This window comes from Pedobacter polaris (assembly GCF_005116505.1).
Lineage (GTDB): Bacteria > Bacteroidota > Bacteroidia > Sphingobacteriales > Sphingobacteriaceae > Pedobacter > Pedobacter polaris.
Map to the genome: position 1 here is coordinate 1,099,945 of NZ_SWBR01000002.1, position 15,934 is coordinate 1,115,878.

Annotated in this window: 17 protein-coding genes; 9 read left to right on the forward strand and 8 right to left on the reverse strand. The window is 34.2% G+C overall.

Going from position 1 to position 15,934, the window contains the following annotated elements:
• The first annotated feature begins 5 nt into the window (after positions 1-5).
• Positions 6-1,085, forward strand: coding sequence for a hybrid sensor histidine kinase/response regulator (locus tag FA048_RS10760; protein WP_136840683.1), 1,080 nt, complete (start codon positions 6-8; stop codon positions 1,083-1,085).
• Positions 1,075-1,467 carry a response regulator gene (locus tag FA048_RS10765; RefSeq protein WP_136840685.1) on the forward strand — a complete coding sequence of 131 codons (393 nt, stop codon included), beginning with the start codon at positions 1,075-1,077 and terminating at the stop codon, positions 1,465-1,467. Before FA048_RS10760 ends, FA048_RS10765 begins: the two co-directional genes overlap by 11 nt.
• Positions 1,468-1,493: 26 nt before the next feature.
• On the opposite strand, the gene FA048_RS10770 is transcribed toward FA048_RS10765, so the two are convergent.
• The 4 genes from FA048_RS10770 to FA048_RS10785 form a co-directional block, all read right to left on the reverse strand.
• The gene (locus FA048_RS10770; protein WP_136840686.1) at positions 1,494-2,153 is read right to left on the reverse strand and encodes a hypothetical protein; all 660 of its coding nucleotides are present in this window, start codon (positions 2,151-2,153) and stop codon (positions 1,494-1,496) included.
• Positions 2,110-3,555: an ATP-binding protein gene (locus FA048_RS10775; protein WP_136840688.1), complete on the reverse strand. Its 1,446-nt coding sequence runs from the start codon at positions 3,553-3,555 to the stop codon at positions 2,110-2,112. Before FA048_RS10775 ends, FA048_RS10770 begins: the two co-directional genes overlap by 44 nt.
• Positions 3,556-3,722: 167 nt before the next feature.
• A complete protein-coding gene (locus FA048_RS10780; RefSeq protein ID WP_136840690.1) occupies positions 3,723-4,355 on the reverse strand; it encodes a response regulator in 633 nt (210 codons plus the stop codon).
• The gene (locus tag FA048_RS10785) at positions 4,356-5,414 is read right to left on the reverse strand and encodes a hybrid sensor histidine kinase/response regulator (RefSeq protein WP_136840692.1); all 1,059 of its coding nucleotides are present in this window, start codon (positions 5,412-5,414) and stop codon (positions 4,356-4,358) included.
• A 391-nt stretch (positions 5,415-5,805) separates the two neighbouring features.
• Between FA048_RS10785 and FA048_RS10790 the strand changes: the two genes are divergently transcribed.
• Together FA048_RS10790 and FA048_RS10795 are read left to right on the forward strand one after the other, a co-directional pair.
• Positions 5,806-6,066 carry a hypothetical protein gene (locus FA048_RS10790; protein WP_136840694.1) on the forward strand — a complete coding sequence of 87 codons (261 nt, stop codon included), beginning with the start codon at positions 5,806-5,808 and terminating at the stop codon, positions 6,064-6,066.
• A gap of 1 nt (position 6,067) precedes the next feature.
• Entirely contained in the window at positions 6,068-6,436 is a 369-nt protein-coding gene (locus tag FA048_RS10795) for a response regulator (protein ID WP_136840696.1), read from the forward strand.
• 30 nt (positions 6,437-6,466) lie between these two features.
• Here FA048_RS10795 and FA048_RS10800 read toward each other — a convergent pair whose 3' ends face one another.
• Positions 6,467-7,612, reverse strand: coding sequence for a serine hydrolase domain-containing protein (locus FA048_RS10800; protein WP_136840698.1), 1,146 nt, complete (start codon positions 7,610-7,612; stop codon positions 6,467-6,469).
• A gap of 300 nt (positions 7,613-7,912) precedes the next feature.
• Positions 7,913-8,683, reverse strand: a complete 771-nt coding sequence (locus FA048_RS10805) for a 3-keto-disaccharide hydrolase (RefSeq protein WP_136840700.1) — start codon at positions 8,681-8,683, stop codon at positions 7,913-7,915.
• 170 nt (positions 8,684-8,853) lie between these two features.
• Here FA048_RS10805 and FA048_RS10810 point away from each other — a divergent pair, with 170 nt between their 5' ends.
• Entirely contained in the window at positions 8,854-9,888 is a 1,035-nt protein-coding gene (locus FA048_RS10810; protein ID WP_136840702.1) for an LLM class flavin-dependent oxidoreductase, read from the forward strand.
• A 46-nt stretch (positions 9,889-9,934) separates the two neighbouring features.
• On the opposite strand, the gene FA048_RS10815 is transcribed toward FA048_RS10810, so the two are convergent.
• Entirely contained in the window at positions 9,935-10,750 is an 816-nt protein-coding gene (locus FA048_RS10815) for a LytTR family transcriptional regulator DNA-binding domain-containing protein (RefSeq protein WP_136840704.1), read from the reverse strand.
• 200 nt (positions 10,751-10,950) lie between these two features.
• Between FA048_RS10815 and FA048_RS10820 the strand changes: the two genes are divergently transcribed.
• From FA048_RS10820 to FA048_RS10835, 4 genes are all read left to right on the forward strand, one after another.
• Complete coding sequence (locus FA048_RS10820) at positions 10,951-11,385, forward strand: hypothetical protein (RefSeq protein ID WP_136840706.1); 435 nt, start codon at positions 10,951-10,953, stop codon at positions 11,383-11,385.
• 185 nt (positions 11,386-11,570) lie between these two features.
• The gene (locus tag FA048_RS10825) at positions 11,571-12,155 is read left to right on the forward strand and encodes a Crp/Fnr family transcriptional regulator (protein ID WP_136840708.1); all 585 of its coding nucleotides are present in this window, start codon (positions 11,571-11,573) and stop codon (positions 12,153-12,155) included.
• Between the two features lie 426 nt (positions 12,156-12,581).
• Complete coding sequence (locus FA048_RS10830; RefSeq protein WP_136840710.1) at positions 12,582-12,917, forward strand: DUF6520 family protein; 336 nt, start codon at positions 12,582-12,584, stop codon at positions 12,915-12,917.
• Between the two features lie 655 nt (positions 12,918-13,572).
• Entirely contained in the window at positions 13,573-14,439 is an 867-nt protein-coding gene (locus FA048_RS10835) for a hypothetical protein (protein WP_136840713.1), read from the forward strand.
• Between the two features lie 133 nt (positions 14,440-14,572).
• Here FA048_RS10835 and FA048_RS10840 read toward each other — a convergent pair whose 3' ends face one another.
• Positions 14,573-15,934: a RagB/SusD family nutrient uptake outer membrane protein gene (locus FA048_RS10840; RefSeq protein WP_136840715.1), complete on the reverse strand. Its 1,362-nt coding sequence runs from the start codon at positions 15,932-15,934 to the stop codon at positions 14,573-14,575.

Below are 15,934 nucleotides of genomic sequence, written 5' to 3' on the forward strand. Positions count from 1 at the left end.
TCATTATGAAAAGTCCAGGTGTGAGAATTTTGTATATTGATGATGAAGAGAACAACTTGCAAGCATTCAAAGCAAGCTTTAGACGTCAATATGAAATTTATACTGCTATTTCTGCTGCAGAAGGGCTAAAAATTATTCAAAATGTAGATATTCAAGTTATTATTGCAGATCAAAAAATGCCAAACACTACGGGTGTCGAATTTTTTAAAAGCATTACTGAAACTTTTCCAGATCCAATTAGAATTCTTTTAACAGGTTATACAGATATAGAAGTATTAGCTGATGCGATTAACCATGGTGATATTTATAGATACATTACCAAACCTTGGAATGATTTAGAATTGCATAACTCTATAAAAAATGCCTATGATGCCTATAAAGCTAAAATAGATTTAAGAAATAAAATAGCCGAATTAGAGAAAACAAATGATGAGTTAAACAGATTTATTTACAGTATTTCTCACGAATTGAGAGCACCTTTGGTTTCTGTAATTGGTATAGTTGGTCTCGTTAAAATGGAAGGACTATACAATTCTAGTGGCGAGTATTGGAGTTTAATAGAAACCTGTTCTAGCAAATTAGATTACTATATCCAAAAAACGCTTCAATATTATAAAAATAATAAAACTACAGCAGATCATACACCAGTTGATTTCAAAAAGTTGGTTGCAGAATTAATTGAAGTTTATGCATATACAGATAGGGAAACTCAGTTTACCGTTAATGTAAATCAACCCACTCCGTTTATTGGTGATTTATTTAGAATTGAGGTGATTTTAGGTAATTTAATTTCTAACGCTATTAAATATCAAAAAATAACAGAGTTAAATAAAAAGGTAAACATTGATGTTGAAGTAAATAAAGAGGCTGTACAAATTAGCATTAGCGATAATGGAATGGGGATTTTGAATGAACATTTAGAAAAAATATTTACTCAATTCTTTAAAAGTAAAATTCATCATGGTAGCGGATTAGGATTATTTATTGTAAAAGAAGCTCTTAATAAAATTGGCGGTCGCATTGCTGTAAGTTCAGATCTTGACCATGGTACAACTTTTAAAATAACTATACCCAATGCTAAATAATGCTAAAAAGGTAATGATGATTGATGATAATGACATTGACCTAAAAATCAATGCCAAATTGATAAATATTACCAAATTATTTGATGAAATCATCATTTGCCAATCGGCTGAAGAAGCATTAGATTTCCTAAACCAGCATATTGAAAATCCTGATAAATTACCAAATTTCATTCTATTAGATATTCAAATGCCCGAAATGGATGGTTTTGATTTTTTAGAAGAATACAAAAATTTTCCAAAAAAATTCACAGATAGATGCCCTGTTGCTATGCTTTCATCTACTTTAGATTTTGGCGATATACAAAGAGCTGAGGCCAATCCATATGTGATTAAATTACTTAAAAAACCACTTTCTACTAAAGAATTGGGAGCGTTGCTTTAGGTTTTATTAAATAGGCTGCAGTAAATTTAATTACTAAAGCGAATTTCTTTCTCCATTGGTGCATCTTGAGATTTTGCGATTACTGCTGAAATCTTAGTTAAGGTAAATTCTATATTAATACTAATTTTGTCTTTAGCATGGTAATCTTTGATATCCTTAGGTACAACACCAAGTTCATATAACCAAATCACTTGTGTGCCTTTAACAGTTATGCTTTGGTCTTTTTCCATCACATATTGCAAACTCATTGGGGCATAATGTAAACCATTTAACATTTGTACCTCTCCATTTAGCTGTGCCACTTTTAAAATAGGCAGAATCATCAGGTTTTTTTGCGAGAACGCGATTTTATTATTCCCGCTGCTGAGCATGGCCTGATAGATATCAGAGCCAACCTTGTCTTGTTTATGATCTGCTTCGTTAACAGAAAGGCTAAAACTAAAATTAGAAATACTATCTAATCCTTTTTCATGCGCACTAAACTTCCCAGTACAACCAAAATTTTCTATCTCTGGCTTCCAGTCCTTCAGCTTCCCAGAACCCTCAATACTTAACTTTGAGCTTTGGATCTGATAAGCTTCTTCTTGGGCAAAGAGTTTGGTAGATGAAAAAAGAAATAAACATGTGCAAGTGGCTAGAAGGCTAATTAAAATTTTGGATATAGCCAGTTTGATTAATTTTTTCATTTCTTTTCTTATTAGCAATTGTGCTTCTTATCGATTGGTTTTTATGCTTTGGAAGTGTAAAGTTAAAGACTGACCCAATACCTAATTCAGACTCTACCCATATCTTTCCGCCCATGAATTCAACAATTTTCTTGGTAACCGCCAAGCCTATTCCTGTGCCTCCAAATTCTGACCTTGCATGCAATCTTTTGAAAATTACAAAAATTTGTTCAAAATGACAATTATTAATTCCAATACCATTATCAGCTACAGCAAACTGCCAATAATCTCCTACTTCTTTGCAAGTGATATTAATGATGGGTGCACCTCCATTCCTTTGATATTTTAGCGCATTGCTAATCAAATTCTGAAAAACCTGTCTTATTGGTGCCTTAAAAGCATTAATGTTTGGGAGTCCATCAAATGTTACATTAGCCTGCAATTCATTGATCTGTCTATGGGAGAGTGCAGTGATTTCATTAACCATTTCTGTTAAGTCTATATCTTCTAATTTATCTTCGGTTTTTCCTACTTTCGAATATTCTAACAGATCAAGAATCAATTGTTTCATGCGTAGTGCTCCATCTGAAGCAAAATGAATATACTGTTTGCCTTTTTCGTCAATTACGGGTTCATATCTTTCTTGTAATAGTTCTAGGAAAGCAGTAATCATGCGAAGAGGCTCTTGCAAGTCATGAGAAGCAATATAGGCGAATTTTTCAAGTTCATCGTTAGAACGAGATAGCTCTCTCGCATTTGACTCTAAGCTAATATTTAACTTTTTAAGCACATCTGCATGAATCTTACGTTCATTTGATAATTGAGCTTCTTTTTGTAACTCAATTAACTGTAGAGCCTGAGAGATATATCTTGCATTGGATTTCTTCATTTGATAAGCCCACAATCCACAGATAAAAAAGATAATCGTAGTTGATAAAATATGGATTATAAAAGACTTAGTTTCAAAATTGGCATGACTTGTAAAATAAATTCCGTCAATACCAGAAACCTTCAGGTAGCTAGAAAAAACATGGTGCAACACAACAACAATTAATATCGGAATCTGTAACGTCCATTTTTGATACGTTACGAGAATGGCACTTCCAATAAAAGTAAAGAAATACATTTCAAACATACCATGTGATTGGTAAATGAACTGGGCCATGAAAATGCCAAGTATTGCACTTAGTACGTACTGATAAAGAGAATAATTTGGTAACAATAACTTAACCGAATAAAAAGAAAGTAGAGAAATACCACCTAAAACAAATGCAATTAGCCAAGTACCATAAAAATTAGCCAATATAATCCCCACAACAAAATAACCAATTACAAAATAATTCATCAGGCTATCTGATCTTTCCTTTGTTTTTGAATGGAAGGCCTCGGCCTTTACTTTTAATTGCTCGTGATAATTCTCCAATGTCAATTTATTCTTACATTTTCGAAGATGTCGATTAAGGAGCCTTAAAAAAATAGAACCAATTATGAATAGCTTGTAGTTGTTTGGTCTACAAAATAACTACTGTGGTACATTTAATATCTTGTCGTGGAGTTGGTAGATTGACCCAAATGTTTGTCTTGGTAAGCTTAAACTAGCTTTCGCTTAATGGCATAAGTTGTTAATGCAGCATTATTTTTCATGTTCATTTTCTCTAATATCCTAGCTCGATAAGTACTAATGGTAGGTGTACTTAGCAAAAGTAATTCTGCAATTTCAGAAACTGTTTTTCCAGAAGCGATCAACAAGAGAGTTTGATACTCTCGATCTGACAGAAGTTCATGAGGCTCTTTTTCAGGGTCATCATGCAGCAAGAAGAGCAGTTTTTCTGAAAGTGATTGTGACACATATTTTTTTCCGAGTAGGATGTGGTTAATTGCTTTTACCAATTCCATGTCTGCTACATCTTTTGAGAGATAGCCAGATGCTCCAAGCTTAAGGGCACGAAAAGCAATCTGTTCTTCACTATGAAAGCTAAACATTAATACAGGAACCTTGATTTTTTCTGTCTTAATCTGCTTAAGAATATCGAACCCACTCCTCCCAGGGAGATCTATATCTAAAATCAAGATATCCCATGTATGAGTATGTAGGCTTTGAAGCACTTCTGCATAATTAATGGCTTCTCCAATCTCAACCATTGGAAATTCGCTTGTACAAATCTGTTTCACACCACCCCTAATTGCAGAGTGATCATCTGCTATCAATATTCTTTTTGTCATTTATTTCAAAGTTAGTTCAATAGTGGTTCCTTCCATAGCAATACTTGTAATTTTCAATACACCTCCAATAAGGCTTGCCCGTTCTTTCATATTATTCAGCCCCATTGACAATGGGTTCTGTAAGAAGGTTTCCATGATGCCTTTACCATTGTCAACAATCCGAATAAGCAACTGCCCTTCTTGCTCTCCTATCCATACATCTACAACAGATGCCATGGCATGTTTAGCAATGTTGGTAAGTGCTTCTTGGCAAATACGGAAAATATTGATCTCGGTTTCTTTATCAATCTTGGGCTGTGATACTTCTATATTAAGTTGACTAAGAATTCCTGTCTTCTTTCCAAATTCTGCAACAAGCCAATCTATCGCTACAAACAAGCCAAGCTTATCAATAAGTACAGGTCTTAACTCATTAGCAATCTGCCTTACCGAATCAATACTACCATTTACTTCACTAATCATCAGGTCTATCGAACCTCTTAATTCGTCATCTATCTTCTCGTTTCTTTTTAATGCAGATAATGACATCTTTAAGCCTGTGAGTTGTTGGCCAAACTCATCATGAATTTCACGAGCTATACGTGCTCGCTCATCTTCTATGGCCTTGTTTAAACGACCTGCAAAACCTCTTACTCTTCTTTCTGAAGCTTCTAAGGCAGCGATAAACTTTCTTCTTTCGGTACTATAGATAATACTTTTGTACAATGAATGACTAGTTAACCCATCTTTTAGCAAGTAATCTGAAACACCCATCGATAATGACTTCACACCAAAATAAAAGTCTAAGTGACCAGTAAGCACAATCACAGGTACATCACCACATAGCTTTACCATTTCTTTGATTAATCTTTCACCAGAATTATCAGGAAGGGAAAGATCCAAGAGCACAACTTTGTAACTTTGTGTTGGATCCATCAACTGTGCCTCTGCCTCCATGAATGTTTTTGCTTGAATAATTACAGGTGCATTGATTCTCTCTATAATTAATTCTTCGACTAAGAAAAAGTCGCCCGGATTATCTTCGACTACTAATATCTGATATCCACTTTCTATTTCCATCTACTTTATTAGATTGATAAACCGATTAATCCAAAATATTTCTATTCTTAGTTCCTCGGTGATAAAGTTTTCATGTTCATCCCTGCTTGGCGTGATTAAAAGTTGACGTTGCTTATTAAATAGTTGTATTGAGTTTTGATTCATATTATTGTTTACTGTGAAAACTTAGATTTAGTAACACAGAATCAAGTTGTTATGTTCAGGTGTAAATTTACCATCTTTAAAGTTAGTGCTTAACCTTCATAATTCCTAAAGTATTTCTTGCCAAAAAGATTAATTCAAATACAAAAATGTTTTTTTTTGTATTCAGTACTTTCTTACCCCTTTTAGTTTTAGTCTGAAACTTTACCAATCATGCTTTGTTATCATTTTAAAATTTAATTAAACGGTTATGGAAAATCAAGAAAACAATGCAGGATTAGGTAAAAATCACGATCAGGCAGCTCATGATCATGATATCGCAAAAAAACAAAGTGAGGCAAAACCTGCAGCAGAAAATTTAGATATGATGCCCAATAGTGTGAATAAAAATGGTAACAAAAATTTTGAGGCAGAGGATAAAGATGACAAAGCTATTCATCACAGAGCCGATGAATATGCAAAAGAAGAACACACCAAGGCAGACGAATGGGAAGATACTTCAACTAAATAATATGAAAAAGGCAAAAAAATGTGTCTACTTGTTAGAAGACAATGATGATATTAGAGAAATGATTTCTTTCCTTTTAACTGAAGAAAACTATGAGGTACACGGTTATCCGACGGTTAAATCTTTTAATGATGAAATGAAAACCGGTAAACCAGACATGATTGTATTGGATGTAATGTTAGCAGATGGGAATGGTATTGATGTATGTGATAGCTTAAAGTCGAACAAACGGACAAAGCAAATTCCAATTTTAATGATGTCTGCCCATGCACAATTGTTAAATATTAAGGAAAAATGTGATGCAGAAGACTTTATCAGTAAGCCTTTTGATATTTATGATTTTGTAAAAAAAGTAGATCATTATTTAAATTAAAGCATTTGGTAGTACGCAAAGTACATCACCTTATTTAATCAAATTAGTGTATAATGCATTTACTGTTCTCTTTAATGCCTCATTAAAACCATTGCTATAAACCGGATTACAACCATTTGTAATTACAACAATTCCAAAATCTTCTTTGGGATCAAAAAACATCATACTGTATAGGCCATAAGCAGAACCCGTATGCCCTATCATTTTTTTCCCATCTATTAATTTAGTGGTTTGTAGCAATGCCAAACCATAATTTTCTTCATCAGAAAGCTTGGTTTGCATTTGCTTGGCACTCCTTTTCGAAATAATTTTTACGCCTTTGTAAGTTCCCTTATATTGGTGCATAGTCATGTACTTGGCTAAATCTATAGCAGAAATTTTCATCCCACCTGTTGGCGAAAAGATAGGGGTGCTATAACCCATTATATAATTTTTAATTTCTGTTCTGCGAGGGTTATAAGCCATTGGCGATGCAGTAAACTTTTTGGTTTTGGCCTCATACTCATACAGCGTGGCGAAACGATTACTATCTAATGAATCGATGCAGTAACCACCATATAGCTCCAGTGGCTTAAGCACATGATTTTTCACATAGCTATCAAAACGTTCACCAGAAAATTTTTCGATGACCGTACCTACCATGTTGAAATTTAAATTACAATATTGATAACCTTTGCCAGGTTCATAATCATTATAACACTTCGCCCAGTTTACATTCTTATCTGGGTTAATTGCATCAAGATTAAAATAACCTTCACTATCATTGATGCTTGAGGTATGCGAGAGCACCATTTTTAAGGTAATAACCGTTTCGGGAAATTTAGGATTTCTTACTTTAAAACCAACAAGCTTACTAAAATCATCTTTTAGCGACATTTTACCTGCTTCTACCAGTTGCATAATAGATGTAGCGGAAAACGACTTAGAAATAGAGGCTATCCTAAATAAAGTTTGATCAGTAAGTGGTGTATTACTTATTATGTCTTTTAAACCAAATGAATGAGTATAAATGAGCTCGCCCTTTTTTACCACTGCAACAGCTAATCCAACTACATCTCGGTCTTTCATAATTTCTTGTATTTCTACCTCAGCTTTTGCTGCCTGAGCAAAAGCATTTATTGATGAAAGTGCTATTAAAAGGATAGTGACTGAATATTTAATCAGGAATGATTTCATTAAGTGATGTTTAATAGTAAATATAATAATCCATTAGTGCATTAATGATTAGGTTTTATAAAAATTCGTATATTGTATAATGGATTTACAAGTGTATAGCATCATATTACCCATTTTGCTCGCCGCCCTTGGTGGTGCCATTATTTATTTTTTAGTTAAAAAAACAAAAGAAAAATAATAAAAATTATAGTTGAATAATCTATTTCTTTTGAGAGCTGCATTAAAATAGTGAATCGAGTAGCTTCTTTTGCTATAGAAATAATGAATATTGAGATTAATAAAAATGACAATATTTTTTCATTATAATTCTCTTATCCAAATGTTTCTAAAGCTAATTGGCTCACTTTTATCACCATGAGATTGAAGTTTAATTGGGCTTGCACCGTGTGCTTTAGTGTAAGATGGTCTGCCAATGTACTGTGTTGGACCAGTTAATTCAAAGTTATTCTGTACCAGAACCCCATTAAATAAAACCGTAACTCTAGCTGGGCTTTTTAAACTTCCATCTTTATAAAAAACGGGTGCAGTCCAAATCACATCATAAGTTTGCCATTCACCTGGTTTTTTATTGGCATTAACTAATGGCGTAGTTTGTTTATACACACTTGCAGCCTGTCCGTTTGTATAAGTCTTATTTTGATAAGAATCTAAAATTTGTAATTCGTAACCATCATCTCCTTTTCCAGTTGATGCCAAAAACAAACCACTATTGCCCCTTGCTTGCCCTTCACCTGTTATATTTTTAGGAATAAACCATTCTATATGCAATTGATAATTGGTAAATGCCTGTTTAGTTTCAATATTACCTGTGCTTTTGTCAACTGTAATTATCCCATCCTTTACTAACCATTTTGCAGGCCCCCTATCATTTACACTCAACCAGTGATCTAAGTTCTTTCCATCAAACAAAATTATGGCATCAGAAGGAGCAGCACCAGAAATTGCACCAGGTGTTATTACTGGCGGTACTGGGGTGTAAAACTCTGTATCCTCATGTTTTGGCTTGTCTTGAGCGCTTGCTTGTAAAAATGGTACTGTACAAAATGCAGCTAATACTAAATAATTTTTCATTTAAAATGATTTTATGTTTGATAATCAGAATAGCTAAAGTTAACAATTCAATGCTTTTTTCTCTGTAAAAATTCTATATAAGATTTAGTTTTTTTCTATTGCATTTCTTACCCTACATCAATGTAGGGGTGCGGGTAGATAGTTAACTTTGACTAACAAAAAATAACATTATGGAATTAGGTATTGGCATGTTTGGCGATTTATCCTTTGATCCTGCTACAGGAAAACCAAGGAATGCCAAAGTTAAATTACAAGAAATACTAGCGCAAATTAAATTGGCGGATGAGGTTGGCCTAGATGTATTTGGCTTAGGTGAACACCATAGGCCAGATTATGCAGTATCGAGCCCAGAAATTGTGTTGGCTGCCGCAGCCAGTATAACCAAAAATATTAAATTAACCAGTACGGTAACGGTACTCAGTTCTGCAGAACCAGTAAAGGTGTATCAAGATTTTGCTACGCTAGATTTAATCTCTAATGGCAGAGCCGAAATAGGTGTAGGTCGTGGTAGTTTTATAGAATCATTCCCTTTATTTGGTTACGATTTAAAAAATTATGACCAATTATTTGAAGAGAAGCTAGATTTATTACTGAACATTAATACCAATGAAGTAGTAAACTGGAAAGGCCAGTTGCGTGCACCCTTAATTAACCAGCAGGTATTGCCAAGAGCAACCAACGATGGACAATTACCTATTTGGATTGCTGTTGGTGGAACACCAGAATCTGTGCTGAGAGCAGCGAAACTAGGCTTACCGCTTATTGTAGCTATTATTGGTGGTATGCCAAAACAATTTAAGCCTTTAATTGAATATTACAAGGAACAATACATACTTCACAGACATGATATAACTAAAATGCAGATAGGCATTCATTCGCATAGTTTTTTAAGCAATGAACCCCAAAGCATTACCGACTATTATAGTAATTATGCTTCGCAAATGAACAGGATTGGTGCTTCTAGAGGTTGGCCATCATACAGTAAAATGCAATACGAAACTGGTAGAGCTAAAGAGGGTGCTTTGTTTATTGGTGATACCAATGAAGTAACCGAGAAAATATTATACATGCATGAGTTGTTTGGAATTACTCGATTTATTGGGCATATGGATGTTGGTGATCCATCGCATAGCACAATGATGAAATCTATTGAGTTATTTGGTAAAACGGTAGCGCCAGCTGTAAGAAAAGCTTTAGGTAAATAATATGTCTAGATTTTAGTTAAAATTATTGTTATGTGGAATTGCAGTATTAACAATCCTTTTTAACAAACCATTTTTTAAAGTAAACATTCTCTCGTTGACTGACCTCTATGTCTAAGTTTAAGGGAGCAATTAGCGTAATTTTTGTTTTCTTAGGAGTTAAAATTTTCACCTTTGCTATGGCATTTCTATTTACAATGAATGAACGCCTTACCAAGGTAAATTGTGAATGATCTAGATAGGTCATACTGTGGCTAATGGTATCTTCCCATATTAGTCTTTCACCTTTATAATTTAAGGCAAAATAATTTTTACCTTCAATAAAAACACAAGCAATATCGATAGGGTTCACTGCAGTTACAGTAGTACTATTACCAAATTGCAAGCTGGCTTTTGGCGTGCTTTTGCGTTTATTTAGATAATGCCAATGGTAAAAAAGATAAGCATTGAGCAAAGCCAATAACAAGATAATCTGCTGTAAGTACCTGCTAAAATAAACAGTTTTTAAAATGTTGATATCAAAACAGGCAAAATAAAGCAAGGCCAAAAGAATGGCAGGCATAAGTGGTAAAAAAACACCTGCAAGTAACTGCCTAGGCATTCTTAGGCGGTAACTCCTGCCCCAAGGATAATAACGATCTAATAAACGGCTAATGTAAAATACAATGTTAATCAAGCTTAAGGCGATTACAGTACTAATTACTAATGCGATGTAATAATAAGGGTTGCTAAATATTTCTACATAGCTGTGCCTTTCTTCATAGAGTACAATCAACTGTGCTGCAATTAAAGCAATTAAAATTCTAAAACGGTAGCTTGGATAATGTTCGGCTCCCCCTACCCTGTACCACGGTATACTTTTCATAGTAATTTATTTTTCTGGTTACATTGGGGATGACCATGACTTAAATTTAGTGGTTTTGAAACGAATAAAAAATTATATCAATTGGCATTAAAGCATCACTTGTCAAAAATTTAGGTGTCGTTCAGCAAAATAAGCGGAATTACAAGCACATTCTTTTTTCGTCTATTCTAATTTGGAGGCTTACATAAACCACTATTATCATGAAAAAATTTCCTTTTAACCATGCAGGATTCCAATCTCTGCAACAAGAGCTTTACCTATTAAGTGACGAAGTTTTAATTAATGAAGCTGCCCAAATTGAAATTAATTTTGACCAATGGATGAATGAACATTTTACTCTAAGTGAACAGCAATTCAGGTACCTCAAAACTATTGACCCTCGAGTAAAGAAGCTTTTAACCATTTACACCAGTTTTGCTATTGGAAACAGACTGTCCATCAGTTTAAATAAAGCCGAACCATCTTCCGATGATGATCAAGGTAAAATCATTTGGCCAAAAAGTACATTAACTGCATGTTACAATAGCAATAATAGTTATGTAGTAAGTGGCAGTTTAGAGATCAATATTAGCTACCAAAGGCAATACAGCAATTGTTTGTTTCAACAACAGGATGACATTTACCTTTCTGTTTAGCACTTAACCCTTTAGATTAGCAACGACTAGTTGAATAGTCCACATTTGGTCTGTATACAAAAATATACTCTAGTCTTTGCTAATCGCTAACATTTACCAAATCTTCGAACAACATGTATTAGAATAGCAGCCCACTGGGACAAAGATTGCTATTGCCTTTAATTGACAACCTTATTAACATTCCAATGAATTTCAATTATTTTATCGACCACTATAAACAATACCTTAATTGTCCAATATTAGAGTTAGAACTGCTCAGTAGATTAAAAGAACTAAATATTGTTAAAGGCACCTACGTATTAAACCCTGGCGACATCTGTAAATATGTTTATTATGTTAAGAGCGGCTTTTTTAGAGTATTTAAGGGTGATGGTTTCGATGAAGAAACCATAGACTTTGCAGCCCCTGGCCATTTAGCTACCGCTATCCCAAATTTTCTAATCCAACAATCACAAAGAGAAGGAATTGTATGTGAAGAAAATGCCAGAGTATTGAGGATAAGCCACAGCGATTGGTTGGCTTTGGAGAACCTTTCTCCCAAATTTATCAACCTAGGTAAATTGATTTTACAGGCATATCTCCAACAAGTTAATACCCAAAAAAACCTCTATAGAACAAGTAATGCCAGCCAAAAATACCAATACCTTACCCAACATTACAAGGGCATTGCTAGGATTGTAAGTCAAAAAAACATTGCCTCTTATTTGGGTATTACCGCGCCAACTCTTTCTAACTTATTGAAAACAATGTTAAAAAAACCCAAGGGCTAAACCTAGTTCATTTTTTAAGAAAAGCTAATCGTTGATGCTACTCTGGCTAACGAGATTTGATATATGACTAATCGCAATTATCAGCAACGTTTACAGAGGCTTCTGTTTTTAATTAAACACCAGCAATTGCACAGTACCAATCAAGCGGCTGGTCTATTCAATTGTCATCCTTGCACTATTAAAAGATTATTGGCAAGGTTGCGCTTGGAGGGCAATAAAATCAGGTATGATAAGGGGTTAAGAAAATATCTTCTTGAGGACAGAGACTAAGAAGAATAAAGCATAATACAAAATAGCAATTAGGGGTTCGGGGTCAATTTCTTCTTGCTGGTACGCTACCCACCTAAGCGGTAGCATAAATAAACAATTTAATTTAAACCAACTTTTTCGGCTGTTTTTTCAAACGCAACAAAGCAGTCATTGATTATGAAAAATTCAAAAATAGTATTCCCAGCAATCGCTATTGTTTTAGGACTAGGTATCGCTTTTAGCAGCAGTGCTTTTAAACCTTCTGGCAAAGTAAATGTGCTAAAATACCGCTATATTGGCACTAATGAAGCTGGGTTAACAACATTGAGCAATTGGACTGATGTATCTACAGAAGAAAACCCTACTCCTTGTGAGGCTGGTGATGAAATCCCTTGCTTAGTTCAATTTCAAGACAATGAATATGATAACATTGCAGATTTTATCACCACTAATGATACTAAAGCAGAAATGTATGCCACATCAAAAGTAGAGAGTAGCAAAAACGAGCAATAGTTGTTACAATAGGGCGGCTTATACCGCCCTATTATTTTAGTATTTGTTTTAAAAGATAAGCATTAAGCAAAGCCGACTGCAAAAACCTTTAAGTAGGAATATAGTAGCTTTCTGATATATATCTTTAAAAATTAAAGGGATGACAAGATAAATTGTCATCCTTTTTTTTATTTATATACTGCTATACTGTCCTTATAAATGGGTTAATCTTAACCGTATTTGAGAAATAAAATCCCCATTTAAATGAAAACTCTTTTTAATTGGCCCAACCATACCTACTTTTTTGCTATATCCTATTTTAATTCATTTTTAGCAGAGTAAAATAATATATTAGGTTATAAAAAATATTTCTATATTTCCGCTAGTGTAGAAATGCCGAAATAGCCCTAGAGTTGTAATTATTTAAAGAATTGCTTAGCATTAAACAAATTAGCAAATGGTAAAAAATATGATCTACAGATTTTTGAAAGCGCTTAAAGCTCATTTCAGATCCTACAGCAACCATGCTTTCTCTCGCTAACGAGGTAACTACAATCAATGGTATTATAGTTGTAACCCCATAATATAATGGCAGTTATCAAGCAAGCTTAAAATTTGTTTATTTATTATATGCAGAAAAGTACATATTAAAATTTTTAACAACTAAATTAACACTATGAAAAACATCTTACTTCTTATTAGCCTTTTTATATCGTCTTTTGCCTTTTCACAGACAGGTATAAACACAATAAATCCTCAGGCAACTTTACATGTAGACGGAGCCAAAGATAACCCTGCAACAGGAACCCCTTCTACAGCACAACAAATTAATGACTTTGTGGTAACCGCAGCAGGGAATATAGGTGTGGGTATTACAACACCTACAGCAAAATTACAGGTTAGATCAGGCACAAATGGAATATCCGGACTGAAGTTCGACAATGTAAATAATGCCACAGCTACCACCTCAAGTACTGCACTTTTGGGAATAGATGCTTCAGGGAATGTTGTCATAGCAGCTAGTGCCATTACAGGAGACATCAAGAACTCCGTAAGAACGGCCGATCATAATGGTTGGTATTTATTAGACGGCCGGGCAATTTCAAGCCTTCCTGCTAATGCCCAAACTGCCGCCACCGCACTTGGGTTCGCCTCTACAATTCCCAATGCGACTGATAGGTTTTTAAAGACCAAAACCGGCTCAGAAACCATAGGGAATACCGGAGGAAATAACTCTCTGACTATCCTACAAACCAATTTACCTAATGTAACCTTTACAGGGAGTATAACGGGAAGTACTAGTACAGCTGGATCTCATACCCATACAGTAGAGCGCCCATCAAAACAGGCTGATACAGATAGGGGTACAGCCGCGTCTAGTTGGAGTATAGACAGTCTACAGAACGGCGCAACTACTCCAAATGGGGATCACACCCACACTGTAAGTGGTACTGCTACTGTAAGTAGCGGAGGAAGTGGTACAGTATTGGATAACCGGTCTGCTTACCTGATTGTAAATACTTACATCTATCTGGGGCAATAAAGGTCTATTGAATTCATTAGAAACAATAGTTCCTTTATTTATAATGCGTTCGTCCTATACATCAAGAGTAGAGATTTAGCAAAAAACGAAAAATAATTGTTATAATAGAGCGGTATAAGACAGCTCTATTATTTTAGTATTTATTTTGTGGCATTCCACTTAAAGCAATTACATCCTCTGGTATAGGGAGAGCAAAACGAGCGCTATTTGCAGGCAAATAATACGTTTTCCCGTTAATAATTCTAGTCAAATTTATCCCTGCTCCTTCCCTATTTAATCTTTTAATATCTCCCCATCTTAAACCTCTCATTAACAATTGTTTTCTACGCTCTTTTAATATCAGTTCTAATACTGCCTTTTGATCGGTAAGGTTATAATCAATATATGTACCCGTTTTGTATCTCTTTTTAAGTAAGGCATTTAAATCACTTAAGGCAGTTGGTATCTTTCCTAACCTTGCATTACATTCAGCTCTATTCAAATAAATTTCATCTGTAGCAATGCCACTAAAATATAAAGAAGAGCCATCATAACTCCCTTTAAAGCTAAATGTACCATTGGCATTATCTTTAAAATATATTGTTTTGCGTAAATCTTTTACATCATAACTATTATATAATTCAAGAATTATCTTTGCTCTACTAGCACCAATAATTGGTAAGCCAAACATTCTACTAGCTATAATTACTTCTGGATTAAACTGTGTTATCGGGAAACTGGATGTAGCATTTAAAGTATTATAGTCTAACAAATTACTTTTGATAGCCAAACAAGAATCAGCATAAAGCTTAGCATTTTCAAAATCACCCATTAATAAATAAGTTCTTGATAATAAGCCGTAAGCAGCAGGCTTAGAAGGCCTAACTACATGCAATGGTATTTCTGGCAATAATCTAATGGCTTTTTTGATGTCATTTACTATCTGATTATAGTTTTCTTTAACAGTTGCTCTAACCGAAATTTCATTAAAATTAATGTTTAATCGCAATGGTACCCCTAAATCTGTATTTGAATTTACTTGATGGTAAACAGGTGCCCAAATGACCACTGCCTGTAAGAAGGCTTTTGCCCGATGATAAAATGCTTGTCCCTTAATATCTTGCTTGGTTAAAGCATTCAAGCTATTTACTTCAATTTTATCAATATCATTAAGTATAGTATTGGCTCTATAAACAAGGCGATAACAGTAAGCCCAATCATTTTCTAAAGCGGGCAATACATTGTCATTTTGCCAAGTATATATGCGCTGGTCTGTTTCTGTTCTTGCTAAAAAATCTGCATCTGTAACGTAATATTCACCTGCACTTACCTCGCCCGATGACGGATCATTTTCATTTATTTGTGCGTTTTGATCTAACAATGCCTGAAAATCTTTTAAGGTGGTAGGAACTGCTAGGCTAGCATCTGGTTTTTCATCTAAAAATTTTTTACAAGAAAAGCAGCATAATGTACCAACAAATAGCACAAGGCTAACATATTTAAAATAAGTTTTCAT

Excerpts from the sequence above, each read along its gene's own strand:
- FA048_RS10790 (WP_136840694.1), top strand. The coding sequence starts at position 5,806 with ATGGAAAATCAAGAAAACAATGCAGGATTAGGTAAAAATCACGATCAG.
- FA048_RS10800 (WP_136840698.1), bottom strand. The coding sequence starts at position 7,612 with ATGAAATCATTCCTGATTAAATATTCAGTCACTATCCTTTTAATAGCA.
- FA048_RS10765 (WP_136840685.1), top strand. The coding sequence starts at position 1,075 with ATGCTAAATAATGCTAAAAAGGTAATGATGATTGATGATAATGACATT.
- FA048_RS10810 (WP_136840702.1), top strand. The coding sequence starts at position 8,854 with ATGGAATTAGGTATTGGCATGTTTGGCGATTTATCCTTTGATCCTGCT.
- FA048_RS10825 (WP_136840708.1), top strand. The coding sequence starts at position 11,571 with ATGAATTTCAATTATTTTATCGACCACTATAAACAATACCTTAATTGT.
- FA048_RS10805 (WP_136840700.1), bottom strand. The coding sequence starts at position 8,683 with ATGAAAAATTATTTAGTATTAGCTGCATTTTGTACAGTACCATTTTTA.
- FA048_RS10770 (WP_136840686.1), bottom strand. The coding sequence starts at position 2,153 with ATGAAAAAATTAATCAAACTGGCTATATCCAAAATTTTAATTAGCCTT.
- FA048_RS10835 (WP_136840713.1), top strand. The coding sequence starts at position 13,573 with ATGAAAAACATCTTACTTCTTATTAGCCTTTTTATATCGTCTTTTGCC.
- FA048_RS10795 (WP_136840696.1), top strand. The coding sequence starts at position 6,068 with ATGAAAAAGGCAAAAAAATGTGTCTACTTGTTAGAAGACAATGATGAT.
- FA048_RS10760 (WP_136840683.1), top strand. The coding sequence starts at position 6 with ATGAAAAGTCCAGGTGTGAGAATTTTGTATATTGATGATGAAGAGAAC.
- FA048_RS10785 (WP_136840692.1), bottom strand. The coding sequence starts at position 5,414 with ATGGAAATAGAAAGTGGATATCAGATATTAGTAGTCGAAGATAATCCG.
- FA048_RS10780 (WP_136840690.1), bottom strand. The coding sequence starts at position 4,355 with ATGACAAAAAGAATATTGATAGCAGATGATCACTCTGCAATTAGGGGT.
- FA048_RS10830 (WP_136840710.1), top strand. The coding sequence starts at position 12,582 with ATGAAAAATTCAAAAATAGTATTCCCAGCAATCGCTATTGTTTTAGGA.
- FA048_RS10815 (WP_136840704.1), bottom strand. The coding sequence starts at position 10,750 with ATGAAAAGTATACCGTGGTACAGGGTAGGGGGAGCCGAACATTATCCA.
- FA048_RS10840 (WP_136840715.1), bottom strand. The coding sequence starts at position 15,934 with ATGAAAACTTATTTTAAATATGTTAGCCTTGTGCTATTTGTTGGTACA.
- FA048_RS10820 (WP_136840706.1), top strand. The coding sequence starts at position 10,951 with ATGAAAAAATTTCCTTTTAACCATGCAGGATTCCAATCTCTGCAACAA.